This is a genomic window from Methylocystis parvus OBBP (assembly GCF_027571405.1).
GTDB lineage: Bacteria > Pseudomonadota > Alphaproteobacteria > Rhizobiales > Beijerinckiaceae > Methylocystis > Methylocystis parva.
The window spans coordinates 2502262-2528313 of the sequence record NZ_CP092968.1 but is presented as its reverse complement, the minus strand read 5'-3'; the positions used below and the strand labels follow the sequence as shown (position 1 = coordinate 2528313).

Below are 26052 nucleotides of genomic sequence, written 5' to 3'. Positions count from 1 at the left end.
CCATCCCAAATTTCACCCTGCTTTTTTTCAATGATTCGACGCGCCCGAGGCGCTCATTAATGCTCGGCCGCACCGGCGGCCTATCGCGAAAACGCCATTCAGGTCATGCTCTCGCAATCCTGCTCGGCCTATTTCCGGCGAGCGGCGTTGCAGAGACCGCAATCGCGAAAACGCCTGAGGTCGCGTCTCTCGAGGATTTCGCGGCGTTACGCCGCCACAGCCTCATCGACGGCAACATGTTCGCCCCGATTTCACCGAGACCTCGCAAAGGCGCGGGCCAATGCGTCGCGCGACGCTTTCGGGAGCAGGTTCTGATCGTAGATCGTCGGGCGGGGGCATGCCCAGCGCGATCCGCAATTCGCCCATCGTCCGAGCGTGCGGAAGGTCGCCTCCGGCGATCCGTCGCCGCGATACCAGGAATGATTGTCCGAGAAATCCCAATTGGTGATCATGCTGACGGCGTTGCTCGACAGCGCGGTCGAAACGAAGCCATATGTGTAATCGGCGACGAGCTTGTCGCGCTCGGCCATGTCCTCGATCATGCAATCATTGACGTCGAGTTCGGTGATATAGACCTTCAGGCCGAGCGCGCCGATGTCGTCCAGGAACGTCTTGAACGGCTTCCAGTCCGGCTTGCGCGGATCGTCCATCCATTGCGGCATCAGATGCGCCTCGAGGCCGACGGCGTCGATCTTCCGTCCGGCGCGCATCAGACTTTCGACAAGCTTCAAAAGCGCGGGCCGCATGGCCCTTCCAAAGCGGTCATTCTCGCAATTGGCTTCGTTGAGATAGAAGTCCGTTCTTGTGGAGCCGCCATATTTCTCGCCGAATTCGAACGCCTTGTGTATGTAGCCGGGCGCGCCGTCGGGACGCGCCTCGAAGGCCGCAAGCCAAGCGCCGTTGCGCCATGGATCGCCGCCTTTGCTGAGACTCCATGGCTCCAGGGGCTCGTTGACGAGCCCGCACCAAGGCATGACCTGATCGCCCTTTTCACGGTCGAGCGCGGCGAAATGCGCGAATATGTCGGCGAAATGCCTCTCGAACGCCTCCTGGAGGAGGTCGCGCCAGTTCTTGCGGCGCCTTTTGGCCAGCTCGTTGATCCAATGCGGAAGCCAGTCGTTCCAGATCAGCGCGTCGCCGCGAACCTTCGCGTCGAAGCGGGCGGCGACCTTGACGATATCGTCCGCCTCGATCCAGGTTGAATATTTCTTGCCGTCCGCTTCGCGCTCGCAAGCGAGCGACAAGGGATGCAGGCTGCCATATTTGAGGCCGCTGCCGATCGCGATCACGCGCGGCCTCTCCCGCCGCAACGCTTCGAGGAAGGGCTGATCGTAAATCGTTTCGCCCTCTATATGCGCGCCCCAGAGAATGTAGGGATCGATCTCGCCCAAGGGCGTCTTGCCGATTTGCGAATAAGGCGGCGCCGGGGTTGCGTCGAGACACATTTCTTCGGTCCTGGCGCGCAAGGGAGCGAACGCCAGTCCGCCGAGCAAGGCTTTGCAAAAGGCGCGGCGAGAGCCTGCCGGAGATCTTGATTTCCCGCTCATTGCCGGGGTCAGCTTTCTTTTTGAAACGCGCGCGGTTCCGCAAACCACAAATATCGTCTGCTCCAGGCGGAGCGTAGCCGGCGCCGCCCTGAATCGAAATTTAACATTAATTCCGCGACGGCGCGGCGTCCTCGCGCCTGAACAGGAGAAGGAGCAGCAATGAAAACTGCGCGAAGATCAACGTTTTCGCCGCAATGCCGATCGCGGAGCTGATCACCACGACGAAATAGACGAAGAGCAGGGTGACGCCGGGCCGTCCGCGCCGCCAGAATTCGTAAAACAGCCCGAGCAGTCCGCAAACGAAAAAGAACTCCATCCAGGCGCCGAATTGAAACAGCAGCGCGAGCCAGCTGCTTTCGATGCCGATCTCGATGCCGAGGAGCTTCAGCGCCGAATTGACGAGGTCCGGACGCGGGCCGATCATAAGATCGCTCAGATCGAACATGTCGAAGAGCTGCAGCGCGATGCTTCGCGCTTCGCCGGATCCGTTGTCGTCGACATAGCGCGCGAAAAAGGCGTCGAACGCGCCGGCCTGCGCCGCGCCGATAAGGGCGCCGAAGAGCAGGGGCCCGACGACGAGCGTCGCCAGAACCTGCCGGATGTCGACGCGCGCGCCCATCAAGATCGCCGCGAAGCGCCGGAGCGCGACGAGAAGGATAATGACGGACGATGCGGCGATGGCGGTGCGCCCGCCAAAGGCGATCATCCCGAATCCTGCGAGCAGCAAGGCCGAAATGCGCCAAACCGCGGAAAGGCGGCTGTCTCCGCCCAGGACGAGGCAGAGGATATAGGCGCCGGTCGTGCTGGCGTTCAGAAGCGGATGGCCGATCAGCGCCGTCGAACGGTAGTCGCCCACGACCTCGACGCCGCCGATCTCGTAAGGAAAGAGACGCAAATGCGTGACGAACTCGATGATTCCGATGAAAGCGTTCGCAAGGATCGCGACATGTGCGAATAGACGCAGGAAATTGCGCCGGCTGTCGCCGATTTCGTCAATCATGAAGAGCGCGACGAGCGACAAGGCGTAAGGCTCGACGAGCGCCGTGAGCTGCGCCTGTTGATTGATGAGGCCATGAGCGACCAGCAGCAGCCACATCGCCGTGAAATACATCGCGCCTGGAAACGCGGCCGCGATGCGACGGACGCGACGGAATGGACGGGGACGCGCCGCGACGTCGACGCAAAAAGCGAGCATCGCCACGATCGTGCATGGATGCAGCTTATGCCAGAACGGCGCTTCCGCGAGATCATATTTGACGCCAATAAGCCCGAGCGCCATCGGCGACACGGAAAAGAGCAGCATCACGGAGAGGACCAGCAGCCGCGCCGCCCATCGGGGCGCGCATTCGGCCGCTTGTTCCGGCGCCGAGCGGGTCATCGCGCGGCGGCTTGCTTATAGGCGCTCTTACGCTCGGGCGCGCGACGCGGCCGCCGATTCTCGTCGATCGCAATGAGACGTCCATATCGGACGCCCTCCTGCAAGCGTTCTATTTCGACGCCCGCATCGATCGCGGCGCCGTTCTCGGGCGCTCCCGACGCGCCGTAATCGAGGAGCGTCACGTCGAAGCGCCCGTCGAGCCAGCTTCCGGCGCGGGGCGATCCGCCGTCGCTCTGAGCGAGATAGATGCGTCCGCCGCTTTTAGCGTCGTGCCGGCAAAGGAATATCTCCCCCATGTCGCGGTCGCCGGGACCGACGACCTTGAGATGGGGAAGAAGACCGGTCAAAGCGGGTCGATCGGATGCTTCGACGACCAGAACCCGCGCGCCGGTTTCGCAAGCCAGGAGCGCGAGAGAAAGCGTGAGCGACGTGGAGCCGAGACCCGGCTCGCGCCCGCCGACGGCCACGGCGGGCGCCGATTTCCCCTCGAGGTCGTCGCACAACATTTTGTAAAGCTGGAGGACGGCGCGGCGATAGGGGCCGGCGCGCGTCTCCATCGCGTCGACGGTCTGCTCGATCATCGATGCGCGCCTTGGCCCGCCTCCCGCATGCGCCGCCGCCGCGCGGCCGAAATCGGGCAATGCGAAGTCCTCTCCCGCTTGCCGCTCAGCGTCCCGCGCGCGCGACGGCGTCGGACCGATCGGGGCCGCGTGGCCGCCGCGGCGGGCGAGATATTCGGCGACGAGCGCGGAGACGATCCACAGATTCACGCCGCCGGCGAACGCGATGAGAAGCGCCGGCAGGATTTTGGGACTGACGCGGCCGGCCTGGGCGACCGGCTGGTTGATCAGGACCGGATTGGGCGACGTCACAATTTCGCGCCGCGTGCTTTCGCGCGCGGCGAGCGCCTTCTGATAGTTCTCGCGCAGCGATTCGGCCTTGCGCTCGAGCTCGTTGAGCTCGATGCGGCCGCCGCCGGAATCGGTGATCGCCTTTTTGAGTTTCGCGACATGCGCCTCGGCGTCGCGCTCGACCTCGCGCGTGGCTTCCAGATCGCGGCGCTGGGTCTCCTTCATATTGTGCAATTCGCGCTCGATCTGCGCGCGTTGCGCGGCGATCTGGGATTGGAGCGCGATATAGGAGGGGTGTTTCGGCCCGAGCGTCATTTGCTGCTGCGCGGCCTCGCGAATCAGGGCGGCATATTCGACGCGCAGCCTTTCCATGAGCGGCGAGCGCAGCGTCTCAACAGAGCCGCCGCGAGTCGCGGCGAGGAACTGCTCATATCTCGCTTCGGCGTCCGCGCGCCGGTTTCGCGCATTGACCAGCGCCGCGTTGGCGTCCTTGAGTTGATCTTCCGGCGGCGTCAGCCCGTCGGTGACGACGATCGCGTTCCGCGCTCGATAATCCTGCACGCGCGCTTCCGCGGCTTCGAGCCGGCGGCGCAATTCGTCGATCTTCCGGTCGAGCCATTTGGTCTCCTGATCGGAGATCGAATCCCGCATTTCGTTATTCGCATCCATGAAGGCTTGCCCGAGCGCCCGCGCCAGGCTTTCCGCCTTCTCGGTCGAGGAGGCGCGCACTTCAACGTCGATCACATAGCTTTTGTCGCTGCGCTTGACCGTCACCGAGCGCGCCAGCGCTTCGGCAAGCTGGATCTCCGTTGGGCCGCTTTGCGATTTGCCGAAGATCATATTCTTGAGGCGGCCAATGAGACTGGTCGAATTGAATTCGGGATCGTCGCGCAGACGCTCGCTGTCGACGACGCGCTTCAGGACCGTATTGGACTGGAGAAGCCGCATCTGGTTTTCGACGAGAGCCGAGTCCGGACTTTGCGGCACCGGCGCCGCGTCGGAGCCGACGGGCGGCCGCTCCTTCGTATCGACGAGAAAAGACATCGTCGCCGCGTAGCGCGCCGGCGTGACGACGATATAGGCGCCCGCAATCGCGAAGGTGGCGGCGAGGCAGAACGGGAGCAGCCGCCAGCGCCGCATGAGCGCGCGGTAGAAATCGCCGATATCGAGCTCCGTGGATCGGTCGGCGGGCGTCTTACGGCCGGCGCCCGCGGCAAGGTCGGCGCCGCTCATGGTCGATCGGCTCCGACCGCCGGCTCTCGCATCGCGGCGTGGCGCGGGCGCGGCGCGGATGGAGCCGTCGCCGTGCTTCTTCCCGATTTCCAGCCCATGCGCGCGAAGCCTTCCAGAATCTTAATTCCTTCGAGATTAGGCGAATTATGCTTACGAATTGGTTAGCTGGCGCAAGCGGGCCGGGGCGTAAGGCCGCTCTTATCGTCTGGCGACGGCCCGGATCGCTTCGTCATAGGCGTCGAGCGCGGCCTCCAGCGAGAAGGCGCGCGCGCGGCTTTGGCGTCTGGCGGGATCGCCCGGATTCGCCAGCGCGCGCGCGATGCGCCGGGCGAGAAGATCGACATCGCCGACGGGGACTGGCGCGTCGTCGGCCGCCGGGCCGAGGACCTCCGCGGGTCCGCCGCAATCCGTCACGATGACGGGCAGCCCATAGGCGAGGCCTTCCACGCAGGAGAGGCCAAAGGACTCGCGCTCCGAGGAAATGACGAGACATTTCGCCCTTGAAAGCGCGCGGCCGATATCGGCCGTGAAACCCGGCATGGCGACGCGGGCCGCGACGCCGAGCGCCCGCGCTTCCGAACCGAGCCGGTCGCGCTCGGGCCCTTCTCCGAGAATGACCAGCCGCGCCTCCGGGTCGCTTATGCGCGCGAAAGCGCGGATCAAGGTCAAGAAATCCTTGTCGGGGACGAGACGCCCCATGGCGAGCGTGATCGGCGCGCGCGCGGCGAGGTCGTCCGCGGTCGGCTCATCGGGAAACGGCTCCGGCGCGGCGGGATTGTAGATTTTGCGGATGCGCCTTTCCGGAACAAAAAAGCGCGCCACGAGATCGTTCCGCAAGGCGTCGGACACGGCGACTGTGGCGCCGACGGCGCGGGAAAGAACCGGCGTGAGTCGATAGCCGATATTGCTCAACCGCGCGGACTCGCTTTCGTAAAAGCCGTGATAGCTGATGATCGCTCGATCGAGACGCCCGGCCAGCGCGGCGGCGGCGGCGTGTTTTAAATTCGAGACGCTGATCGCGGAAAGGCTGGCGTCGGCGCCCGCGCGGCGCAGCAGCTTCGCCAGAGCGGCCGCTCCCCTTGCGTGGCCGCGCGGCAAGACGATGAGATCGACCTCGCGAGACAACAGATCGAGATTTTCCTGCGCCTCGAAATCCACGACGAACGTCACGCGATCGCCGCGGGCGGCGAAACCGGAGGCGAGGCGCGCAAAAACGCGCTCGGCCCCGCCGCCGGCCAGCGCATGTGTATAAAAGACCAGTTTACGACGCTGCGTCATTCCCGTTCCCGTTCGCAAATCGTCAGGCGCCTCCGTGCTAGCGGTTCTGACGCAAAATAGTTTCAGGAGCGAGAAGAATGACCACGGTGCGAATTCTGGCCCCGAAGGGCGAATTGCGGCGCTGGCACAGAAAGCTTTTCGACGCGCTCACGCGCGACGGCGCCCGGGTCTGTTTCGAATGGCGAACGGGGCCGAAGCAGGAGCTTTCGGTCTTTCTGCTCGACGAATTGGAGCGCCAGCTTCTCGCCCGGCGCTGCGAGAATCTCCTCGATCGCGAGACGCGCCCCGACGGCCTGCCGCAATGGACGGGGCCGGCCGATCTCGTCATCGACCTCACCGGTCAGCCTATGCCGGCGGCGGCGGCCGTATTTCCAGTCTATTGCGGAGTTGCGGGCGAAGACGCCTGTAACGCCATGCTGCTCGACGGCGCGCCGCCCCGGATCGGACTCGCGAAGAAGGAAGGCGAACGAATCGTCATCTTCTCCGAGGCCGAGATCGCGCTGGAGCAACCCCACATTCTGAGAAGCGGTCGAGAAGCCGTTGCGTCACGCCTCATCACGCTGATTCGCGCACTTGTGCGGAACGGTCGCGCCCAGACGAACGCGTCGCAGGCCCGCGAGGCGCCGCGCCGCGCGCTGGCGGCGAGCTTTCTCGCAAAGTCCCTCGCGCGTCGCGTCGCGTCGAGGGTCGGCAGGCTCGTCGCTCATGAGGGCCATTGGCGAATCGGCTGGCGGCGGCTGTCTTGCGCCGCGGACGCGACGCAGGCGTGTCTCGCCTGGCCAAACAAGGCGCAATGGACCTGGCTCGACGACGATAGGCGGCGTTATTACGCCGATCCTTTTCTCTTCGAAAAGGATGGCGTCGTTCATGTCTTCTGCGAAGAATATCCTTACGCGACAGGCAAGGCGGTGATTTCCTGGTTTCCCCTCGATGAACGCGGCGCGCCCGCTCAGCCGCCCCGCGTCATTCTCGAGGCCGATTGTCACCTCTCCTATCCGCTTTTGTTCCAGCGCGACGGAGAGATCTGGATGATGCCGGAAAGCTCCGGCTCCCATTCGCTGGCGATCTATCGCGCCGACCCTTTTCCGGAAAAGTGGACGCTGCACAGCGTGCTCGTCGAAGGTTTCGACATTTCCGACGCCACGATATTCGAAAGCGACGAACGCTGGTGGATCACGGCGGCGACGCGCGAGGATGACGGCTCCTCCTGGGACTGCCTCTCGCTCTTCGTCGCCGAGTCGCCTTTCGGCGCCTGGCGGCGGTGCGGCGACGGGCCGGTCCTGATCGACGCGACGGCGGCGCGCCCCGCCGGCAATGTGTTTCGGCGCGGCGACGCCTTGTGGCGGCCGGCGCAGGATTGCTCGGCCGGCTACGGCTCGGGCCTGAGCCTGTGCCGGATCGAAGGCGTCGATGAGCGAGGGCTGCGACAGTCGGTCGAAAAGCGCCTCGGCCCCCCGCCCGGGATCAACGCGCTCGGCGTGCATACGCTCAACGCCGAGGGCGGCTTCGAGACGATCGACATTTGCGGATGGCGACGGAAATAGACGGCGTCGCGGGACTAAACCTTCGTCATCGGGGGTCGAGCGCGTGGCGCAACCGGGCGTCCGCGCCGCGCACGACCGCCAGTTCGTTCCGGTCGATCGCGCCGCGCAGGATGAGAGCCGCGAAGAAGCTTCCGCAACGCCAATAGCGCGGCGCCAGTCGCTTCGGTTGAGTCACGAGACGCCATAGCCACTCCAGGCGCCAGCGCTGCATCCGAAGCGGGGCGCGAATGGCGAAGCCGGACAGAAAGTCCATTCCGGCGCCGATGCCGATGAAGCCGACTTTCGGACACAAGACGCGCAGGCGGTGGGCGGCCAATTCCTGCTTGGGGGAACCGAGCGCGAGAAAGCAAAGCGCGGCGCCCGATCTCTCAATGCGGCTTGCGAGCTGCGTGAGCGACGCCTCGTCCAACTGCTCCGAAAGCGACGGACACTCGGCGCCGACGACTTTCAAACCCGGAGATCCCGCGCGCAGATTTGCGATGGCGCCCGCCTGAGACGCCTCGCCGGGGCCGACGAAATAAATTCCAAAGCCGTTCCGGGCCGCCGCCGCGCAGATCGGTTCGATGAGATCGGCGCCGGTCGTGCGCGCGACGCTCGCGCCTTGGCGGCGCATCAGCCAGACGATCGGCCAACCATCCGCCGACACCAGTTCGGCGGCGCGATACGCGGCTCGAAACTCGGCATTTTCCGATAGTCGGGACAAATGGTCGAGGTTCAAAGTGTAGAAGCGGAAACCGAGGCCGGCGTGGAGGCGCTCGAGGATCTTGTCGATGGCCGCAGCGCGACTTCCGACATTCACCGTTATCGCTATCGGAACGACTTGGGCGGGCGCGCGCGCTCCGGAAATCGAACTCATCGTCGTCAACTCGCATGACGGCGTCAGGAGTCGACGCCACATGCGCATTCAGCAACCGATGCGCCGTCGCGCGCGGATCGCTCTACCAATCTGAATTGAATAGACTTTGTTGATTCCTGACGTTTCCGCCATCGTTTTTCGGCACAGACGAAAGCGGGAGGCCATCCCAAAATGAAACATGTTTTCCTGTAGAGGGACAGCGCGGAGCGGTTTACGCCGACTGTTCGATCCCGGTCTGGCGTCCCGTCCGGGACGCCAGAGATTGCGCGATGCGCGCCCCGAAGCGGCGACCCGGCTCCTCGATGAGCCTGTAAGTCGCCCAAGACGTCATCAGAGTCACGCCGACAACCCCCGCGAAAAGCAGATCGCCCGTCCAGGGCGAGCCAATATCCAGAATTTGGCCATGCGCGCCAGCGTGAAAAGGAACGTGGCCGACGCGCTTCAGAACGATCGTGAATATATAGAATATCGGCATATGCGTCAGATAGATCGAATATGAGGCGCGCCCGAGGAATTGGATCGCCGGCGTCGAAAGCCGTTCGGCGAGGAGGCCGCGATCATATTGAAGCGACGCGGTGAGCGCGACGAAGAGCGGTATGATCGCGACTGTTTCTCCGCCGGGCGCGAGCGCCGCCACCGTAAGCGCGAGCAGCGCGGCGACCGTCGCGACGAGCGGCGCCGCGCGCCAGGCGGCCGGGGAATAAAGCCAGACGGCGACGCCGAGAGAGAAGCCCGCGACGCATCTCACGAGCCCGAATATAAAGGTCGCGTCGAGCGTTTTCTGGAACAGCGCGATCAGCAGATAGGCGCCGAGCGAAAGAACGCAGATCGCGACGACGCTTGCGCTGCGCCTGACCTGGCCGGCGATCGCCGCCGCGGCGAAAAGCAGATAGGCGACGCATTCCGCGCCGACGCTCCAAGCCGGCGGATTCCATCCCAGCCGGCTCTCGAGCCCGAGGCCTTGCAGCATCAACAGATTCTCGAAAAGCAGGGAGAGCGAATTCGGTCCGGTGAACGGCGCGACGTCCGAGGCGCGCCCGCTCTGCGCGGCCCATTTCAGAATTTCGAGCCCGACCAGCGCTGCGAGAATGGCGAAATGCAAGGGATAGAGGCGAAAGAAGCGCTTGGTTAAGAAGACGCGCAAGTCCCGCCCGTCCGCAATGTTTCTCGCATAGTTCGCGGCGATGACGAAGCCCGACAGGATGAAAAAGAAATCGACCGCAAGATAGGCGTTTCTCGTCGCCTCGAGATTTGAGAAATGCGTCGTCCAGGGCGCGTGATAGAAGATGACGGCCAACGCCGCGACGCCGCGCAGCCCGTCCAGAGCGAGATAACGTTTGGAGACCATGTGAGCGCACGCATTTGCACAAGACGCGCGCATTCGACGGCGCGGAAGTTAATTTAGCATTGCGGAAAAGCGCGAATAACGCCAGCGCTCCTTCGCGTAAACTTTAATTTCCATATTTGGTATCTTCCTTGCGCTAAAGGAGGCAGAGAAGACTTGGCCGGGCGCGTCGAAGCGACGATATGAGGATCGCGCGGCATTGCTTCGGGAAGCGGTCGTCTCCAATGGCGGAACATATTCGAAAACTTCTGCGCAGCACGATCCTTTATCTGCCCGCGCAATTCGCGCCGCCCTTCGTGCAATTCGTCACGACGATCGCGTGGACGTATCTTTTGGATCCGGCGACTTTCGGCTTCGTCAATTTCATCATCGCCGTGCAGGAAATCGTCGCCTATGCCGGCCTGACGGGCTGGACGCTCTTCGTGCTGCGTTTCCGGGAGCGGTTTCGCGACCGCGGCACGGAACGCTTCGTCGCGATGGACCAGCGGATGGCGGCGCTCGGCGCGCTCTTGCAGATTCTCCTCGCGCCTCTCGTCCTGTTCCTTCTGGATCTGCCGCTGGATGCGGCGACGGTCGCGGGGACGGCGGCCTATCTCGTCACTCGCATGCTCGTCGCGCATTACAGCGACTGGGCGCGCGCGGATCACGCGATCCGCGCCTATTCCGCGGCGCAGATCATCGCTTCGGTCGCCGGCGCCGCCCTGTCGATCCTCGCCATTCTGACTTACGGGCCTGTCGCGGGCGTCGTTCTCGGCGCCCAGGCGGCCGGCCAGGCGCTCGCCATAGCGGCGCTCGTCCTGATGAAGCAGTTCCGCTTCGGCCTCGGCGCCTTCGACCGCGAATTATTCGCCGAGCTTCGACGCTACGCCGCTCCGATCCTGGTCGGCGGCGTGATCGGATGGGGCGCCGGCAATGTCATTCGCGTCCTCGTGCAATATATGGACGGCCCCGTCGCGCTCGGGTTGATCTCCGTCGGCTGGGGCGTCGGACAGAGAATTGCGAGCGTGCTCGCCATGCTCCTGACGGCGGCCGCCTATCCGCTCGCCGTCAAGCATTATGAAGATGGCGACCGTCGCGGCGCTCTCGCTCAGGTTTCCTTCAACGGCCTGCTCCTCTTCGCCGTGCTTCTGCCGGCGGCGGTCGGATTGGCCATGCTCGCCGAGCCTGTCGTGACGCTCCTCATCGCGGAGAAGTTCCGCGAAGCCACGATCTCGGTTCTGCCCATCGCAATGGCCGCGGCCAGCCTGCGCTTCCTGCGCATCCACACTTGCGAGCAGTCGATGTTCCTTGTCGAACGGCCCGCCCTCACCCTCTATGTCCTGAGCGTCGAGGCGGTCCTGAACATCGCCTTCTGCGCGATCGGCCTGCATGTCGGCGGATTTTCTGGAGCGGCGGCAGGGATGTTGATCGGCACCGCGATCACGACGTTCGGCGCTTTCGCCTATTGCTTCGTCAAGCTGGATCTGCCGCCGCCCTCCTTCGCCGCCATTTTGAAAATCTGCGCCGCCAGCGGCGTCATGGGCCTGGCTCTGAGCGTCGCCGAGACGTCGGCGCATGCGGGGGCGCTCGCCGCCGCGATCCTCTCCGGCGCGTCGATATACGCCGCGCTGATCCTCGTCTTTTTTCCCGAAATCCGAGCGCTCGTCGCCCGCCGGCTTCAGCGCGCTTACAGTGAGGCGACCCTATGAGCGCCATCTGCGCAGGAACGGGCGGGCGACCCCATTCTGGCGTCGCGCCGCGCGTGGCTTTCTTCCATCAGAACGACGTCTTCCAGACGCAAGGCGGCATCGAACGTTATGTCGCGACCATTTTCGACGGCGCGCCCGAACGCGTTGTTCTGGTTTCCGCCGGGAAGTCGCGCGACTCGGCGCGCATATTCGACGTCGACATGAAGCCGACGGGCGGCGTCCCCCGTTGGATCGGCTATCTCCTCGCCGTTTTCGCCGAGCGCCGAGCGATCGCGACCTTTTTGCGCGAGAATAATGTCCAGACGCTGGAGTTCAGCCGACCCGAATATATTTTCGCGGGCTTGCTGTTTCCTGGAAAACGCGCGGTCACGATCCACGGCACCGGCCCGGGTCCGGGCAATCGCCTTCACTGGCTTCTCCATCACGGATGCTGCCTGCTCTTGCCGTTCCTCGCGGATCGCGTGCAGATCGTCGGACGCGATCCCTCCGGGGTTCCGCGCATCGCGCGCTGGTTGCTCGGCGCGCGCATCGCCTATTTCGACGCATGGTATGACGAAAGCTTCGCGCCGGCGCCGCTGCCGCCGCTCGAAGCGGCGGCGCCGCTGCGAGTCTTCTATGGCGGCCGCATCGCGCCGCAGAAGAATCCAAAGCTTCTCTTCGACATCATCAGAGAGGCCTCGCGCACGACGCCGAACGCGTTCGAGTTCCATTATTTCGGCTCGGACTTCGAGGCGTTCGGGCGCGAAGGGCTCGACGATCTCGTCATCGACCATGGTTTTCTGGGGCCTCGAGCGCTCGCGGACGCCATGCGCTCCTGCCATCTCGGACTGATGTGTTCGGCCTTCGGCGAGGGCTCTCCCTATGTCGTCGTCGAGGGGCTCGCCTGCGGACGGCCATACATCCTTCCGACTCTGCCGACCTTGCGCGCCGCCTATGACGGATATGAGGGCGTCTATTTCGTCGAGCGCTACGAAGCGCAGCATTATCTTGCGGCGATGGCGCGGGTCCGCGCGCTCATGCTGGCGGGCGGCGTGGACCCCTCCAAAATCGCCGCCCAGATGACGGCGCGCGCTCGCTCGCGCGCCGTCCCGAAGCTCGTCGACGAACTATCGGATCTGGCGCGCGGCGTCGTCGAGCGGGAGCCGGCAGGATGCTGATCTTCGATCTCATCCTCGCCACGCGGCGGCCGGCCATGACGGGCGTCGAGCGCTATGGCGTGAAACTCTTCGAGGCTGTCCGGCAGACGCGGCCGGACGCCATCGCTTTCGTGCGCGACACGAGCGCTTTCTCTGACAAGAGCGGGCTCGTGACGGTGCGGAACGTTTATCGCGACTGGCTGTTGCTGCCGCAGACCATTCGCCGGGACGGATTGTCGCCCGAGGCGATCGTCTTTCCGACGGCGCCGGCGAGCCCGCTATTCCACTTCTCCGGCGACTATCTGTGCCGGATCGCCCACGACGTCTTTCCATGGTCTTGGAAGCGGCGCATGCCGTGGAAGGGCCGTCTGCTTTACCGCTACGTCGAGAACCTCATGGCGCGGCGATACGACCGCTTCCTGGGCACGACGCCGCCGGTGGCGGAAGAGCTGCGCCGCCTGCTCGGCCGCGCGGATATAGACTGGTGCGGCAATGCGCCCGGCCTCGACGTCGCGGGCCCCGTGCAGCGGCCGGACGGCGCGCCGGAATCCTTCATCCTCATGGTCGGGACCGTCGAACCGCGCAAGGGCTATGATCGTCTGATCGAACTGATCGAGAACGCGCCGGAGGGCGCGCCGCCGGTCGTTCTTGTCGGCAGGCCCGGTTGGGGCGAGATCGTCGGACGCGTCCATGACGCCGCCTCGCGCGACCCGACGCGCCTGGTCTGGCTGCGCGATCTGCAGGACGACGGCTTGCGCTGGCTCGTCCGCAATGCGAGCTGCTTCCTGTCTCTGTCGCTCGCCGAGGGGTTCAACATGCCGCTGGTCGAAAGCGCGATTGGCGGCCGCGCGATCCTGTGCAGCGACATCCCGATTCATCGTTCGGTCGCACCGCCCTGGGCGAGCTTCATCGACGCGGATGCGAGCGCGGGGGCGATATGGACGGCGTTGCGGGCGGCTTCGCCGCCGGGTCGAGCCGACGTCGACGCCTATCGCCGTCGCTATTCGTGGGAATCCGTGGCGTCGCGTCTCCTCGAGATGGCGACGCCCGAACAGACAGCCGAAAAAAGGATTCCGGCATGCTGATCTCGGTCGTCATCACCAATTATAATTACGGCCGGTTTCTCGGAGACGCCATCGACTCCGTCTTGTCGCAGACGCATTCGGAGGTCGAGTGCGTGGTGGTCGACGACGGCTCGACGGATAATTCCCGGGATGTGATCGCGTCGCGCCCCCGCGTCGTCGCCATCTTCAAGGAAAATGGCGGGCAGGCGCAAGCGCTGCGCACGGGGGTGGAGGCCGCGCGCGGCGAGATCGTCATCAGTCTGGACGCCGACGATTGGCTGCTTCCGGAGGCATGCGCGCGGATCGCGCAGTCTTGGCGGCCGGGCGTCGTCTGCCTGAATTATCGTCTCAGCCTCAATGGCGATCGCGAGAAGATCTGGCCGGCCGAGGCCTTTCTCGAAGAAGGCCACGCCGCTTTTCTCGCCGCTTACGGCTATTATCCGTCGGCGCCGATGAGCGGCAACGCATTCGACCGCGACTATGTCTCGACGGTCCTCGCGCGCGCCGCCGGCCTCGATGGCGACGGCGTCGACGCCTATCTCCTCTACTCGGCGCCCGTCTTCGGGAAGATCGCGCATGTGGACGACGTTCTTGGCGTCTACCGGACGCATGGCGGGAACGTCTCGATGACGTCCGGACGCAAGACCGTTCGCAATCTGGGGGATCACGCATATTACCAGTATTGGGCGCAGCAGAATGCGCAGCGCTTCGCTCTGGAGCGTGGCGTGAACCTTCCGCGGCGCGATCACCTCGTCGGCGCCTATCCCTCGCTATGGCTTTTATTGGCCAAGGACGCCGGCTACGATCGACGGCCATTGCCCGATCAGAGCCGTCTCGTCACCGTCGCCGCGGCGATCAAAGGCTTCTTGCTCCAACCCGCGATCGACCCCCTGCGCCGGGCCAAGAATGTCGGCCTGCTGCTCGTCATGGCCCTCCTGCCCCTGGCGCCGCGCCGCTGGCTCGCGGACCGGATCATTTTCGGCGGCGCCTGAGCGTTCCATAGCCGCTTGCGCGCATCTCTCGCGCACACGGCGCCGGCGCGCGTCTATCGGTGGTCGACTCTGAACTGCACCGGCACGTCGAAAGACAGGTTCTCATCGGCGATGACCGGCGGGGGAGCGGGAACAGGGTCGGCTTTCTTCATCATGTTGAGCGCGGCCTCGTCGAAAGGCGGCAGGCCCGACGAGCGTTTAATGCTGTAGCCCAGAACGTGGCCGCGCCGGTCGAGCGTGAAGTGGACGGTCGCCTCCGCGCTGCGTCTGCCGCCGCCGGCGGGATAGCGCTTCGCGCGGTTGAGATGGGCCATCAGCGCCTTCTGCCAGGTCAGCTTGACGGCGTTCGCCGCGGCGTCCGCGCCCTGCACGGGCGCGGCGGGACGATCGGCGACTTTGGCGGCTTCGGATTTCGGCGGCGCAGTCGCTTCGGAGGCGGCGGATTCGCTCGAAACCACCTGCTGGGCCTGCCGCGACTTCTCGTCCTCGACCGGCTTTTCCGGCTTGGCGTCGCGCGACAGCTCCGCGTCTTCCGCCTCGGTGCGCGCGATTTTCTCTTCGGTGTTCTCCTTCGTCTCCGCCGAGGCGACGGAAGGCGCCGCCGCGGCGGACTCGTCGGTCACGGGGCCGGGCGGAAGATCGGTGGGCTCGGTCTCGCGCGCGGCGACGGGTTCGAGCGAAAGTTCGATCGCGGGCGCGCCGCTCATATCGTCGTCAATGTCGCCGCGCAGCGTGAGAAGCGCCGTCGCTGCGCCGCCGACATGCAGAAGGATCGCGCAGAACGCCGCAAGACTCCAAAGCCTGTTGTTCGGCGCTTCGTTCCTGAGTGCCGTCGCGCCGCTCATTTCACGGCGCTCGGATCTTTGCCGCCGGCGTCGAGCGCGACCAGCGCGACTTTCAGAAATCCGCCGGCCCGCAGCCGCTCCAGCACCGCCATCATCTCGCCATAGGGCACGGCGGCGTCGGCGCGCAGATAGATGCGCTTGCTTTTGTCGCCGAGCTGATGCTCGAGCGTCGCGACGAGTTCGCTGCGCTTCACCGGCGCGTCGCCGATGGCGAGGGCGAGGTCGGATTGGATCGTCACATAGACGGGCTTTTCCGGCTTCTCATGCGGCGCGGCGTTGGAGGCCGGCAGATCGACGGGGAGGTCGACGGTCGCGAGCGGCGCGGCCACCATGAAGATGATGAGCAGAACCAGCATCACGTCAATGAAAGGCGTGACGTTGATCTCATGCGTTTCCTGAAGATCGTCTCTTCCAAGATGCGCGGCCATGATCGCTTACTCCGCCGCGTGGATCTTGCTTGCATGATGTCCGCGATCGAGATCGCGGGAGACGATGCGCAACAGCTCGCCCGACACATTGGAGACGAGTTCGAGATAGGCGCTCGTCTGCCGGGCGAGGTGATTGTAGATCAGCACGGCCGGGATGGCCGCGAAGAGGCCGATGGCGGTCGCGAGCAAGGCTTCGGCGATGCCGGGCGCGACGACGGCGAGATTGGTCGTCTGCGCTTTCGAAATGCCGATGAAGCTGTTCATGATGCCCCAGACCGTGCCGAAGAGGCCGACGAAGGGACCCGTCGAACCGACCGAGGCCAGCAGCCCCGTGCCGCGCTTGATCGACAGCGCCTCGGCGCGTTCGACTTCCGAGAAACAGGCCGCGACGCGCTCCTTGACGCCGGGACCGGAGAGAATGTCGGACGACAGCTTCAATTCGCGCGTGGCTTCCGAAAGGAGCGCCGTCGTGAGGCGGTCGCCATTGCCGAGCGCGAGACGCGCCTCCGACAGTCCGCGCGCTTCGGAAAGTTTGGCGATGGCGTCGACGGCGCGCTGACGCGCGCGCTTCAATTCGATCGTCTTGGCGATGAGAACCGTCCAGGTGCCGATCGAAGCGAGAAGCAAGCCGAGCATCACGACTTTCACGACGATGTCGGCGTTTAGAAACATCGTCCAGACGGAGAGATCATGCGGCTTCGTCGCCGCGATCGCCGCGTCGACCGCATGCGCGGTTGGATTTCCCTGAGCCCAGCCCGCAGGAACGAAGGCCGCGAAAGAAAGCATTCCCAGGAACGCTGAACGCATCATGTTTTTCATGCTTCCGCCCATATCCGAATGAGGTTGTGATAGATGCCGGTTAGCCGGACGCAAGCGGGATCGCCCGCGCCAAGCCGATTGCTCAAGGACTGTATCGCCTGGTCCAGATCGAACAGCAAAGCGCGGGCCACATTGTCCCTGATCATGCTTTGCAGCCAAAAAAACGAAGCGACGCGTTCGCCGCGCGTGACTTCGCGAACGAAATGAAGGCTCGTCGAAGGGTAGAGAACGAGATCGCCGGCGGCAAGCTTGACCTCCTGGCTGCCAACGCGGTCCTCGATGACGAGTTCGCCGCCGTCATAATCCTCCGCCTCCGACAGAAACAGCGTACAGGAAAGATCGGTGCGGATTCGGACCGGCGTGCCTGGAACGCCGCGTATGGCGTTGTCGACGTGAAGACCGAAATTCTGTCCGACGCCATAGCGGTTGAAAAGCGGCGGAAAAATTTTCAGGGGCAAAGCCGCCGACACGAAGCCCGGATTGTCCACGAGCGCCTGCAGCACATGCTCTCCCAATTCGCGCGCGACCGCGCCGTCCTGCGGCAATTGCAGATTGTTCTTCACGAGAGAGGATTGGGAACCGGCGGTCGCGCGGCCGTCCTCCCAATCGGCGGCCGCCATCGTCTCGCGGAAATAGGCGACCTGCTGCTTCGTCAAGACTTCGGGGATGCAGATCAGCATGGCGCCTACGCCTCCCCCCAGATGCGGATGAGATTGTGATAGACCGTCGAAAGCCTGCGCATATCGGCGTCGTCGCCGCCAATGCGCGGCGAGAGGTCCTGTATGGCCGCATCGAGGTCGCAGACGAGATCGCGCGCCTCGTCCGACTGGATCATGCTTTGCAGCCAGACGAAGGAGGCGAGGCGTTCGCCGCGCGTGACCGGCGTCACCATGTTCAGGCTGCCGGCGGAAAAGAGCACGACGTCTCCCGCATGGGGCTTGAATTCGCGGGAGCCGAATATGTCTTCGACGAAGAGATGGCCGCCCTCATATTCGTCGGGCTCCGAGAGGAGCAGCGTCGCGCAGAGATCGACGCGAATGCGCGCGCCGGTCATGGCGTCGCCGCGCACCGCATTGTCGACATGCGGATCGAAGCGGTCTCCCGCCTCATATCTTTCGAAGAGAGGCGGGAAGATTCTGAGCGGGATCGCCGCCGCGATGAAGGCCGGGCTCGCGAGGAGGGCCGACGCGACGGCCGATCCGAGCTTGCGCGACAATTCCGAGTCGGGCGGAAGCTGGCTGTTCCGCTTCATCGTCTTGCTCGCGCCGCCGGACGACGCGCCGTCCTCCCACGACGCGCCGGCGAGCGCCTCCCGCAACCGCAGGATTTCAGCTTCGCCGAGCGCGCCGGGGACGTGAGCGAGCATTGAGCCTCCTAGAAGTTTACGTGGGTTTCGAGATAGACGGCGCGTCCCGGCGCCATCTGCGCGTATGGCGCCGCCGTCTGGTAGAAGGCGTCGTAATAGGTCCGGTTGAAGAGGTTGCTGACGGTCAGCTTCATGCCGACGTTTTTCGAGATGTTCGCTTCCGCGAACACGTCGAAGCGCCAGTAGGAAGGCAGGATCGTCGGCACGTTGACGAAGGGATTGGCCGCGGTCGGCGCCGGCCAAAATGCGGCGTTGAGGGCCGTGGCGCCGTTGGCGACGATATTGTTGCCGCCATAGATCTTCGAGCGATAGACCGCCTGCCCGCCGACTTCGAGACCATCCAGATCGAGGCCAATCAGGTCGCCGAATTTGTATTTCGACAGGAGGCTGAAGGACTCGTGCGCGATATTGGCGAGCTGGAGGCCGACATTCGTCCAGACAGGGGACTGCTTGACTTTCGACTCCATGATCACCAGACCGCCGATCATGCTCCATCTGTCGGTGATGTTGCCGGCGACCTCCAGGTCGACGCCCTGCACGTAATAGGCGGAGTTGCCCGTCGTGACGCCGGAATTGACCTCGCGCGCATTGCTGACGTCGGTCCTGAAGAGAGCGAGCGTCGCGAGCAGATGCTCCATCGCCTGCCATTTCACGCCGATTTCCTTGGCGCGGTTATATTGCGGCGGGAAGATCTGAACCGCCGTGGTCAGGCCGCCATAATTCGCCGCGCCGCCGTCGAGCTCCGCGCCGACCGGATTGGTCGACGTGGCGTAGGCGGTGTAAAGGCTCACATCCTTCATCGGCTTCAACACCAGGCCGGCGTTGTAATTGGTCATGAAGGAATGATTGGCGGCGAAGGTCGTGTAGGTCTCGTTGCGGTTGGTGATGGTGTAGTCGTCGAAACGCACGCCGGCATTGGCGATGACGATGTCCTGGTAGTTCGCCGTCTCGATCACGTAGCCCGACGCCGTGTCGACCGCGATGCGCGTGAAGTTGGGATTGAGATAAGGCTTGTTCGTGAAGGGCAGATAGGTGCAGGGCAGGTAGATGTTGCAGTTGAGCTGCCCGGCGACGATCGGCTGCCCGTTGAATTCCGAATTGAGCCCCTGATAATTCGTGCGCGTCACGCCCTCTCGGGAGAACTCGACGCCGGTGACCGCCTCGTGCTTGATCGGACCGGTGTCGAATTTGATGTTGGCGTCCGTCTGGTTGGCGAGGACGTTCGTCACCTGATAGCGGCTCTGCGCGCCGATCGTCACCGTGCGGGCCGCGAGATTGGAGTTCTGCGTCAGCGTGCCGACATAGTCGATCACCGACCGGCCCTGACGGAGACGGCTGCTCAGCGTCAGATTCTCATTATAGCGCCACGTCGCCGTGAAGGTTCCGAAATCCTGGGAGTAGGCGGAAAAGTCGCGATTGATGAGCCCGTACCAGACGTAACGCGGCGTCACGCCTTCCGGATAGGGCCGGTTTCTCGCGCGGTTATACGGCACGCCGAAATCCGGCAGGCCGTTCTGATAGACATGGGTGTATTGCGCCGTGAAGGTCAGATTTTCGAGCGGCTTGAACACCACCGAGCCGGCCGCGCCGTTGCGGTCGTCGGTGACGAAGCTGCGGCCCGCGACATTGGCGTCCTGGAAGAGGCCGTTGGCGCGCACCGCGAGCATCGGGCTGATCACCTTGTTGACGTCGAGCGTGACGCGCTTCGTCTGATCCGCCGTGCCGCCCTGCGCCCGCATGTCCACGAAGTCGCTGATCGTGTTCGCCTGCTTGGTGACGATGTTGATCGCGCCGCCGGCGGTGCCGCGTCCAGCGAAGCTCGAGCCCGGACCACGAAGGATTTCGACCTGTTCGGTGTAGAAGTTTTCGCGGACATTGACCGCCGGGTCGCGAATGCCGTCGACGAAGATGTCGTTGCGCGCGTCGAAGCCGCGAATGAAGAAGCGGTCGCCGAAAGCGTTGCCGCCTTCGCCCGTGCCGAGAGTCACGCCCGCGGTGCTGCGGCCGATTTCGCGAAGACTCGTCGCATTCTTGTCATCGAGAGCTTCGCGCGTGAGGACAGTGATGGTGCGGGGCGTGTTGATGATCGGCTGAGTGAATTTGTTCGACTGCACCCGGACCGCGCGATAGGGCGCAACCGGATCCGCATAGGGGTCCCGCTCCGCCTGGATGAAGAGCGGAACGCTCGGCCCCGCCGCGGCCGGGGCGCCGGCGGGCGCGGCGCCGCCGCCAGTCGCGCGCGCGCTCGCCGTCGTGGGTCCCGTGTGATGCGTCGTCGAGGCGGCATGCGTCTGCGCGGGATGATGCGCCGGTTGCGGCTTGGCGACGACGACGGGCGTCGGTTTCGGCTTCACGGGCACGACCACCGGGCGCGGCTTCTCGCGCGGGGCGTCGACCTTGACCGGCGGCAGCGTCGTCGACGAATCCTGAGCCGTTGCGGCGTCCATGGAGGCCATGAGCGCCGCGACGCCGAGAGCGGTCGCAGTGGCGCCGCTGCGCATGGTTGCGCTTGTCAACGTGTCCTGTAGCGAGCGAAGCGAAAGCGGTGATTTGATGGAGCTCGGAACGCGTTTCACTTAAAATCCCTCCTGCCATGCGAGTGCTGCTGCGGTCGCTGGCTGGCTGGGCTTCACGCCTTGGCTGGCTTGCTGAAAGAGTGCAGTCATTCTTCTTTGTGTAAAAGTGGTCCAGTTGCACACTCAAGAAAAAACTTGGCTGTCGAATTTGGAAAATTTCCAGATAGATATGTCATATTGGGCCCAATGAAACAATTCCGGTGTCAGAATACTGACACTCGAAAGTCTAGAAATATTCCAATTTGCGCGCGGCGCTATTGACGTTATTGGCGCGACCGCCGAACCATTTCCGTCATGACAAAGCAAATCGATAGGACGGGGGAGGCGAAACCGTCGCCGGATTCCAAGACGGGCTCCGCATCGCCTCGATCTGAATTCGACGCGCGGGAGCTTCTCGGGCCGCGACAGGAAGCCATCATTCTTCATGCCGGCGAACGCTATCGATTGCGCATCACGGCCAACAACAAGCTCATCCTGACGAAGTAAGACGCCGCCGCCGTCGCGCCGCGCTCGACAATTTGACGAGAGGCCGGTCGATCGACATTCATCAAGTCATCGACGCGCGCGCCGGGGCGACCGCGGCGCGGCGAATTCCGGCCTTTCCGGCTATCTGTCGATTTCGCCGAATACGATGTCGAGCGAACCGACGATCGCGGAGACGTCGGCCAGCATGTGCCCTCGCGCCAACCGGTCAATCGCCTGAAGATTGGCGAAGGAAGGCGCTCTGATCTTGCACCTGTACGGCTTGTTGAAGCCTTGCGACACAAGATACACGCCGAATTCCCCTTTGGGCGCCTCGACCGCCGCATAGACCTCGCCGGCGGGAGCGCGGACGCCTTCCGAAAACAGTTTGAAATGTTCGATCGTCGCTTCCATCGATCGTTTCATGACGGCGCGTTTGGGCGGCGCGATCTTCGCGTTCTCCGATATGACGGGGCCGGCGCCGTCGCGCCCGCGCAGCCTGTCGAGGCACTGACGCATGATGCGCGTGGATTGACGCATCTCCTCCATTCTGACGCAATAGCGATCGTAGCAATCGCCATGCGAACCGACAGGAATGTCGAAGTCGAGTTCCTCATAGCATTCGTAGGGCTGCGACTTGCGGAGATCCCAGGCGGCGCCGCAGGCCCGAACCATCACGCCCGAAAAGCCGCGCGCCCAGGCTTCGTCGAGCGTCGTTTCGGCGATGCCGACATTGCGTTCCTTGAAAACGCGGTTGTCGCCGAGCACCGTATCAAGATCGTCGCAAACGCGCAGAAAAGGGTCGCAGAATGCGGCGATGTCGTCCAAAAGATCCGCCGCAAGATCCTGGTGAACGCCGCCGACGCGAAAATAATTCGCATGCATGCGCGCGCCGGACCCGCGTTCATAGAAGACCATGAGCTTTTCGCGTTCCTCGAAACCCCAGAGATTGGGCGTCAGCGCCCCGACGTCCGACGCTTGCGTGGTGATGTTGAGGAGATGGGAAAGCAGCCGGCCGATCTCGCAGTAAAGCACGCGAATAAGCTGTGCGCGGCGCGGGATCGTTATCTCCAGAAGCCGCTCGATCGCGAGGCAGAAGGCGTGCTCCTGATTCATCGGCGCGACGTAATCGAGCCTGTCGAAATAAGGGAGAGCCTGGAGATAGGTCTTGTCTTCGATCAACTTCTCGGTGCCGCGATGCAGAAAGCCGATATGCGGATCCGCGCGCGCGACGACTTCGCCCTCAAGCTCCAATATCAGGCGAAGCACGCCATGCGCGGCGGGATGCACCGGCCCGAAATTGACTGTGAAGCTTCGTTGCGGATCGACTTCCCGCGGAGAGCTTTGCAAGGCGTCGTGGTCGTGCGTTCGCATTGGCATGCGAGCGAGTTAGGGCGCCGCGTCCCGCTCGCAAGGAAGAGCGGGCCGCTGAAAGGCGAAGGATCGAGCCGCGCTCAAGGTCCTTCGCGCGCGCTTACGCTTCCGCGAGGTAAGTTCGGCTTTCGCATTCCGTCCTGGTCCGCAGCGGCGCCCGAACGGTCCCGATGCGATTGGCGAGGCCTTTACGCTTGCGCGCGCAGGGCGGCCTCAATCGGATCGGCGGCCGACATTGCTTGCGATCGCGGCCTTCATGTGACGGGAGGCGCGGAAACTTGCGACCCGCCGCGGCGCGACGATGGCGAGATCGCCGGTCCGGGGATTGCGTCCCTTGCGCTCTTTCTTCTCGACCAGAACGAATTTGCCGAAATTGCACAACGTTACGTTTTCGCCGGCGACGAGGGCGGCGGAAATTTCCGACAGGACTTCGTGGACGAGAACGCCGGCGCGATTTTGGGGGATGGCGGCGCAGGCCGTGGCGACCGCCCGCGCGAGTTCGCGTCTCGTTAAGGTTCGAGTCGCTGAAGCTTCTTCGACGTCTAAATTGAACTTCGACGGAAAATCATGGTCTTGTTCGTCTTCCCTGAGCATTGCGCTTTGCCCGTCCCACAACAATTCCCGACGAATATTTCTACGAAACGCTGAGTCAGCGATCGTCTAAACAGAATAGAAGGGGGAGTCGGATCTTGTCCTTAGCCATTTTGCGCAAAGCGCATCGCGCTTTGGTTGCGGCTGAAACGCAAAAACCAAGCGTCTTCAACCGTCGGTGGCGGGATCTTTGGGCTCGGTCGAAGGAAGTACGCCGAACATCTCCCGATATTGTTTCGAGAAACGGCTCGGATGAAAGAATTCGTGCGACCGCGCGAGCTCGCCAATGCCTGTTCCGGGCGCGCGCTTCAGCGCGGCGTACGCCTGCTGCAAGCGAATGAGCCGCTTGAGCGCGACATATCCGAGGCCGAACTCTTGTTGCAGCGCGAGCTGTATGCCGCGCCGCGAGCTTTTCAGCCGCTTCGATGCGTCGTCGAGCGAGAGCCTGCGCGCGCCGTCGGACATTGGCGGCTCCCACAGCAATTCTTCCGTCGCGAACGCCAATTCGCGCCGGCGTCCGACGGTGAGGCCCGGTATGCGCAGGTCCATCGAAAGGATCTGATCGATCAGCTCCGCAGTAATCGCGAAGATGTCGGCGACCGCGACGAGAGGCTGCGGCGCAGGATTGTCCGGCCGGTCGATGTCGGCCGCGCCAAGGAGTTCGCGCAATTGTCGCTGAAGCGCGGCGGCTCTCGGGGTTTGCGGAAAGAGCAGCGCCTCGCATCCGAGCGGCCCTGTGAGCCGTTCCTTGAGGCGAGGCGCCGCGGCTTCCGAAACGATGCAGCCTGCCGCCGCCGCGCTGAAGTTCAGCGTAAGGGCTGCGCCTGGAGCCGCGCCGACGCTGTCGAAGCGCGCGCCGCCGCAGGCGACGACCATGAAGGAATTGCGGACGTGATGCCCGAGAACGCGCATCTCGGGCGCGTCGAAAAACGCAATCTTGAGGACGCCCGGATCAACAACGCCAATGACGCGCATCGAGCCGGCCAGAAGCTGCAGCTCCTCGATGGAGACGCCGGGAGCGATTTCACGATGTCGACGGCGGATGCGAACTCGGCCGGAGTCGAGGCGGTAGACGCGCGGCCGCCAGCCTGCCGGGAGCGTTGCGCCGATCTTTGCCGGATCGGTCGCGGAAATCAGTTCGGAGCGATCTGCCATAATCCAAATTTTCGCTATCGATCTATGACAAAGCTTTCATCTTCCCGCCATATCCATTTCGCGCATCCGCTAGGGAGGCCGGCCCCAGGCGGCCACGCTGGGCTTCCTTGCGCAACGCCCCAATTTCCCGCCGTCGAGTTGCGCGGGGAAAGCTCATGCGGCGGTTACGGGTCTGGCGGAACGCCTTTTTCACGCTCGTCGCTCTCGGCCTGGCCTTCCTCGCCTGGAGCAACCGCTTCGGTCCCTCCGCCTCGCCTTATCTCCACCGCAACCGTCTCACCGGCGCCGAATGCCACCACGGCGTCGAATGCTGGATTCCGCGAACGCCCCGCTGGACCGCGCCGGCGCCGTGACGAAGCTGCATTTCAGCCCTCTCTCTTCACCGAACCCAGCCGCGCTGCGAGCGCCGCGAGAATCGGCTTCTGGCCCGCGATGATTTTCGTTTCGGCTTCAGCGAGGGTGAACCAGGCGGCCCGGTCGATTTCCGGGATTTCGATGAAGCGGCCCGTTCTCGGCGGCCATTCGAGCCGACAGAGATTGCTCGAGACTTGCGACGGGTCGAGATCGCCCTCGAGGGCGAAGGCGAGCACGGTTTTCCCGCTCGGCTGGCGAAAAGCGCCGAGCGCGACCGGTTCGCCGGAAAGCGGGAGGCCCGTCTCCTCGCGGAACTCGCGCCTCGCGGCCTCCCGCGCGTCTTCGCCTTCCTCGATCTCGCCCTTCGGGACGGACCAGGCGCCCGCGTCTTTCCGGGCCCAAAAGGGGCCCCCGGGATGGGCGAGCAGCACCTCGGTCCCGCTTGCGCCCCGACGGTGCAAAATCACGCCCGCGCTACGTTTCGGCATGCTGACGCCTTTCGGTGAATGCGCCTGACGGCGTCGGATTTCGGCCTCAATCTTCGTCGAACAAGGGCATGAGGCAAGCTCTGGCGAGAGGCGGGACGACCTGATGTCGACGACATGCAAGCAAGGTTCACTGGCTTTCTTCGCTTTCGCCCTTTGCCTTGCGCCGGCCGCCGCGGGCCCCCTCGACAGAGGTCCTGTCGCCGACTTTCTGACCATCTTCCGCCAGCAGGCGATCTCCAAGCAGCTCGTCCTTTGGCGGCACCCGGAATATAAGGCCGGGTCGGTCGTCATCTCCACGACGGAGAGGCGGCTCTATTACGTTCTGGGCGGCGGCCGGGCCATCGAATATGGCGTGGGCGTCGGACGCGAGGGCTTCACCTGGTCCGGGACGAAGACGATCAGCCGCAAACGCGAATGGCCCGACTGGCGCCCGCCCGCGCCCATGCTGAAGCGCCGGCCGGACCTGCCGCGCCATATGGCGGGTGGGATGGAGAATCCCCTCGGCGCGAGGGCGCTTTATCTCGGCTCCAGCGAATACCGCATTCACGGCTCCAACGAGCCCGATACGATCGGCGCCGCCGTCTCGTCGGGCTGCATTCGCATGACCAATAATGACGTGATCGATCTCTATTCGCGCGTGAAAATCGGGACCAAGGTCGTGGTTCTCAAATAGCGGACTGGA

At 64.1% G+C, this 26052-nt stretch carries 24 protein-coding genes; 8 read left to right on the top strand and 16 right to left on the bottom strand.

The genetic code is table 11. The annotated features are described in order from the left end of the window. Positions 1–251: 251 nt before the first annotated feature. From MMG94_RS12275 to MMG94_RS12260, 4 genes are all read right to left on the bottom strand, one after another. Positions 252–1445 (bottom strand): endo-1,4-beta-xylanase, encoded by a 1194-nt coding sequence (locus tag MMG94_RS12275; protein ID WP_154419757.1) that lies wholly within the window; start codon positions 1443–1445, stop codon positions 252–254. Positions 1446–1653: 208 nt separating this feature from the next. After that, positions 1654–2925, bottom strand: a complete 1272-nt coding sequence (locus tag MMG94_RS12270) for a VpsF family polysaccharide biosynthesis protein (RefSeq protein ID WP_016919766.1) — start codon at positions 2923–2925, stop codon at positions 1654–1656. After that, positions 2922–5009, bottom strand: a complete 2088-nt coding sequence (locus MMG94_RS12265) for a GumC family protein (RefSeq protein WP_016919767.1) — start codon at positions 5007–5009, stop codon at positions 2922–2924. The genes MMG94_RS12270 and MMG94_RS12265 overlap by 4 nt, the downstream gene beginning before the upstream one ends. 198 nt (positions 5010–5207) lie before the next feature. Then, positions 5208–6287, bottom strand: a complete 1080-nt coding sequence (locus MMG94_RS12260) for a glycosyltransferase (RefSeq protein ID WP_016919768.1) — start codon at positions 6285–6287, stop codon at positions 5208–5210. 77 nt (positions 6288–6364) lie between these two features. On the opposite strand from MMG94_RS12260, the gene MMG94_RS12255 reads away from it, so the two are divergent. Next, positions 6365–7831, top strand: a complete 1467-nt coding sequence (locus MMG94_RS12255; protein WP_016919769.1) for a glucosamine inositolphosphorylceramide transferase family protein — start codon at positions 6365–6367, stop codon at positions 7829–7831. A gap of 25 nt (positions 7832–7856) precedes the next feature. Here MMG94_RS12255 and MMG94_RS12250 read toward each other — a convergent pair whose 3' ends face one another. Together MMG94_RS12250 and MMG94_RS12245 are read right to left on the bottom strand one after the other, a co-directional pair. Beyond that, the gene (locus MMG94_RS12250) at positions 7857–8687 is read right to left on the bottom strand and encodes a WecB/TagA/CpsF family glycosyltransferase (protein ID WP_157212436.1); all 831 of its coding nucleotides are present in this window, start codon (positions 8685–8687) and stop codon (positions 7857–7859) included. Positions 8688–8898: 211 nt separating this feature from the next. After that, a complete protein-coding gene (locus MMG94_RS12245; RefSeq protein WP_016919771.1) occupies positions 8899–10035 on the bottom strand; it encodes an acyltransferase family protein in 1137 nt (378 codons plus the stop codon). 221 nt (positions 10036–10256) lie between these two features. Here MMG94_RS12245 and MMG94_RS12240 point away from each other — a divergent pair, with 221 nt between their 5' ends. From MMG94_RS12240 to MMG94_RS12225, 4 genes are read left to right on the top strand one after another with little or no spacing between them, the layout of a single operon-like run. Next, entirely contained in the window at positions 10257–11720 is a 1464-nt protein-coding gene (locus tag MMG94_RS12240) for a lipopolysaccharide biosynthesis protein (RefSeq protein ID WP_016919772.1), read from the top strand. Further along, complete coding sequence (locus tag MMG94_RS12235) at positions 11717–12877, top strand: glycosyltransferase (RefSeq protein ID WP_016919773.1); 1161 nt, start codon at positions 11717–11719, stop codon at positions 12875–12877. The genes MMG94_RS12240 and MMG94_RS12235 overlap by 4 nt, the downstream gene beginning before the upstream one ends. Further along, entirely contained in the window at positions 12871–13941 is a 1071-nt protein-coding gene (locus MMG94_RS12230; RefSeq protein WP_016919774.1) for a glycosyltransferase, read from the top strand. Before MMG94_RS12235 ends, MMG94_RS12230 begins: the two co-directional genes overlap by 7 nt. Continuing rightward, positions 13935–14912, top strand: a complete 978-nt coding sequence (locus MMG94_RS12225) for a glycosyltransferase family 2 protein (RefSeq protein ID WP_016919775.1) — start codon at positions 13935–13937, stop codon at positions 14910–14912. Before MMG94_RS12230 ends, MMG94_RS12225 begins: the two co-directional genes overlap by 7 nt. Positions 14913–14965: 53 nt before the next feature. Here the strand turns inward: MMG94_RS12225 and MMG94_RS12220 are convergent, their stop codons facing one another. From MMG94_RS12220 to MMG94_RS12195, 6 genes are read right to left on the bottom strand one after another with little or no spacing between them, the layout of a single operon-like run. Next, positions 14966–15757, bottom strand: a complete 792-nt coding sequence (locus MMG94_RS12220; RefSeq protein WP_016919776.1) for an energy transducer TonB — start codon at positions 15755–15757, stop codon at positions 14966–14968. Beyond that, on the bottom strand, positions 15754–16185 hold the full coding sequence (exbD, locus tag MMG94_RS12215; RefSeq protein WP_016919777.1) for a TonB system transport protein ExbD: 432 nt from the start codon (positions 16183–16185) through the stop codon (positions 15754–15756). Before exbD ends, MMG94_RS12220 begins: the two co-directional genes overlap by 4 nt. A gap of 6 nt (positions 16186–16191) precedes the next feature. Then, complete coding sequence (exbB, locus tag MMG94_RS12210) at positions 16192–16971, bottom strand: tonB-system energizer ExbB (protein WP_154420208.1); 780 nt, start codon at positions 16969–16971, stop codon at positions 16192–16194. 29 nt (positions 16972–17000) lie between these two features. Next, the gene (locus tag MMG94_RS12205; RefSeq protein WP_016919779.1) at positions 17001–17684 is read right to left on the bottom strand and encodes a Fe2+-dependent dioxygenase; all 684 of its coding nucleotides are present in this window, start codon (positions 17682–17684) and stop codon (positions 17001–17003) included. Positions 17685–17689: 5 nt separating this feature from the next. Next, a complete protein-coding gene (locus MMG94_RS12200) occupies positions 17690–18370 on the bottom strand; it encodes a Fe2+-dependent dioxygenase (protein ID WP_016919780.1) in 681 nt (226 codons plus the stop codon). Positions 18371–18378: 8 nt separating this feature from the next. Further along, entirely contained in the window at positions 18379–20871 is a 2493-nt protein-coding gene (locus MMG94_RS12195; protein ID WP_016919781.1) for a TonB-dependent receptor, read from the bottom strand. Positions 20872–21240: 369 nt separating this feature from the next. Between MMG94_RS12195 and hemP the strand changes: the two genes are divergently transcribed. After that, positions 21241–21432 (top strand): hemin uptake protein HemP, encoded by a 192-nt coding sequence (gene hemP, locus MMG94_RS12190; RefSeq protein WP_016919782.1) that lies wholly within the window; start codon positions 21241–21243, stop codon positions 21430–21432. Positions 21433–21552: 120 nt separating this feature from the next. Here the strand turns inward: hemP and MMG94_RS12185 are convergent, their stop codons facing one another. The 3 genes from MMG94_RS12185 to MMG94_RS12175 all read right to left on the bottom strand — a co-directional run bounded on the left by MMG94_RS12185 (position 21553) and on the right by MMG94_RS12175 (position 24528). Then, positions 21553–22782 carry an NADH-quinone oxidoreductase subunit D gene (locus MMG94_RS12185; protein ID WP_016919783.1) on the bottom strand — a complete coding sequence of 410 codons (1230 nt, stop codon included), beginning with the start codon at positions 22780–22782 and terminating at the stop codon, positions 21553–21555. A 213-nt stretch (positions 22783–22995) separates the two neighbouring features. Then, complete coding sequence (locus tag MMG94_RS12180; RefSeq protein ID WP_016919784.1) at positions 22996–23376, bottom strand: HU family DNA-binding protein; 381 nt, start codon at positions 23374–23376, stop codon at positions 22996–22998. A 165-nt stretch (positions 23377–23541) separates the two neighbouring features. Next, positions 23542–24528 (bottom strand): AraC family transcriptional regulator, encoded by a 987-nt coding sequence (locus MMG94_RS12175; RefSeq protein WP_016919785.1) that lies wholly within the window; start codon positions 24526–24528, stop codon positions 23542–23544. Between the two features lie 155 nt (positions 24529–24683). On the opposite strand from MMG94_RS12175, the gene MMG94_RS12170 reads away from it, so the two are divergent. Continuing rightward, a complete protein-coding gene (locus tag MMG94_RS12170; RefSeq protein ID WP_016919786.1) occupies positions 24684–24881 on the top strand; it encodes a hypothetical protein in 198 nt (65 codons plus the stop codon). A 12-nt stretch (positions 24882–24893) separates the two neighbouring features. Here MMG94_RS12170 and MMG94_RS12165 read toward each other — a convergent pair whose 3' ends face one another. Continuing rightward, on the bottom strand, positions 24894–25370 hold the full coding sequence (locus tag MMG94_RS12165; RefSeq protein ID WP_016919787.1) for an NUDIX hydrolase: 477 nt from the start codon (positions 25368–25370) through the stop codon (positions 24894–24896). Between the two features lie 103 nt (positions 25371–25473). Between MMG94_RS12165 and MMG94_RS12160 the strand changes: the two genes are divergently transcribed. Next, positions 25474–26043, top strand: coding sequence for a L,D-transpeptidase (locus MMG94_RS12160; protein WP_016919788.1), 570 nt, complete (start codon positions 25474–25476; stop codon positions 26041–26043). Positions 26044–26052 lie beyond the last annotated feature (9 nt).

Excerpts from the sequence above, each read along its gene's own strand:
- MMG94_RS12275 (WP_154419757.1), bottom strand. The coding sequence starts at position 1,445 with ATGTGTCTCGACGCAACCCCGGCGCCGCCTTATTCGCAAATCGGCAAG.
- MMG94_RS12270 (WP_016919766.1), bottom strand. The coding sequence starts at position 2,925 with ATGACCCGCTCGGCGCCGGAACAAGCGGCCGAATGCGCGCCCCGATGG.
- MMG94_RS12265 (WP_016919767.1), bottom strand. The coding sequence starts at position 5,009 with ATGAGCGGCGCCGACCTTGCCGCGGGCGCCGGCCGTAAGACGCCCGCC.
- MMG94_RS12260 (WP_016919768.1), bottom strand. The coding sequence starts at position 6,287 with ATGACGCAGCGTCGTAAACTGGTCTTTTATACACATGCGCTGGCCGGC.
- MMG94_RS12255 (WP_016919769.1), top strand. The coding sequence starts at position 6,365 with ATGACCACGGTGCGAATTCTGGCCCCGAAGGGCGAATTGCGGCGCTGG.
- MMG94_RS12250 (WP_157212436.1), bottom strand. The coding sequence starts at position 8,687 with ATGAGTTCGATTTCCGGAGCGCGCGCGCCCGCCCAAGTCGTTCCGATA.
- MMG94_RS12245 (WP_016919771.1), bottom strand. The coding sequence starts at position 10,035 with ATGGTCTCCAAACGTTATCTCGCTCTGGACGGGCTGCGCGGCGTCGCG.
- MMG94_RS12240 (WP_016919772.1), top strand. The coding sequence starts at position 10,257 with ATGGCGGAACATATTCGAAAACTTCTGCGCAGCACGATCCTTTATCTG.
- MMG94_RS12235 (WP_016919773.1), top strand. The coding sequence starts at position 11,717 with ATGAGCGCCATCTGCGCAGGAACGGGCGGGCGACCCCATTCTGGCGTC.
- MMG94_RS12230 (WP_016919774.1), top strand. The coding sequence starts at position 12,871 with ATGCTGATCTTCGATCTCATCCTCGCCACGCGGCGGCCGGCCATGACG.
- MMG94_RS12225 (WP_016919775.1), top strand. The coding sequence starts at position 13,935 with ATGCTGATCTCGGTCGTCATCACCAATTATAATTACGGCCGGTTTCTC.
- MMG94_RS12220 (WP_016919776.1), bottom strand. The coding sequence starts at position 15,757 with ATGAGCGGCGCGACGGCACTCAGGAACGAAGCGCCGAACAACAGGCTT.
- exbD (WP_016919777.1), bottom strand. The coding sequence starts at position 16,185 with ATGGCCGCGCATCTTGGAAGAGACGATCTTCAGGAAACGCATGAGATC.
- exbB (WP_154420208.1), bottom strand. The coding sequence starts at position 16,971 with ATGCTTTCTTTCGCGGCCTTCGTTCCTGCGGGCTGGGCTCAGGGAAAT.
- MMG94_RS12205 (WP_016919779.1), bottom strand. The coding sequence starts at position 17,684 with ATGCTGATCTGCATCCCCGAAGTCTTGACGAAGCAGCAGGTCGCCTAT.
- MMG94_RS12200 (WP_016919780.1), bottom strand. The coding sequence starts at position 18,370 with ATGCTCGCTCACGTCCCCGGCGCGCTCGGCGAAGCTGAAATCCTGCGG.
- MMG94_RS12195 (WP_016919781.1), bottom strand. The coding sequence starts at position 20,871 with ATGCGCAGCGGCGCCACTGCGACCGCTCTCGGCGTCGCGGCGCTCATG.
- hemP (WP_016919782.1), top strand. The coding sequence starts at position 21,241 with ATGACAAAGCAAATCGATAGGACGGGGGAGGCGAAACCGTCGCCGGAT.
- MMG94_RS12185 (WP_016919783.1), bottom strand. The coding sequence starts at position 22,782 with ATGCGAACGCACGACCACGACGCCTTGCAAAGCTCTCCGCGGGAAGTC.
- MMG94_RS12180 (WP_016919784.1), bottom strand. The coding sequence starts at position 23,376 with ATGCTCAGGGAAGACGAACAAGACCATGATTTTCCGTCGAAGTTCAAT.
- MMG94_RS12175 (WP_016919785.1), bottom strand. The coding sequence starts at position 24,528 with ATGGCAGATCGCTCCGAACTGATTTCCGCGACCGATCCGGCAAAGATC.
- MMG94_RS12170 (WP_016919786.1), top strand. The coding sequence starts at position 24,684 with ATGCGGCGGTTACGGGTCTGGCGGAACGCCTTTTTCACGCTCGTCGCT.
- MMG94_RS12165 (WP_016919787.1), bottom strand. The coding sequence starts at position 25,370 with ATGCCGAAACGTAGCGCGGGCGTGATTTTGCACCGTCGGGGCGCAAGC.
- MMG94_RS12160 (WP_016919788.1), top strand. The coding sequence starts at position 25,474 with ATGTCGACGACATGCAAGCAAGGTTCACTGGCTTTCTTCGCTTTCGCC.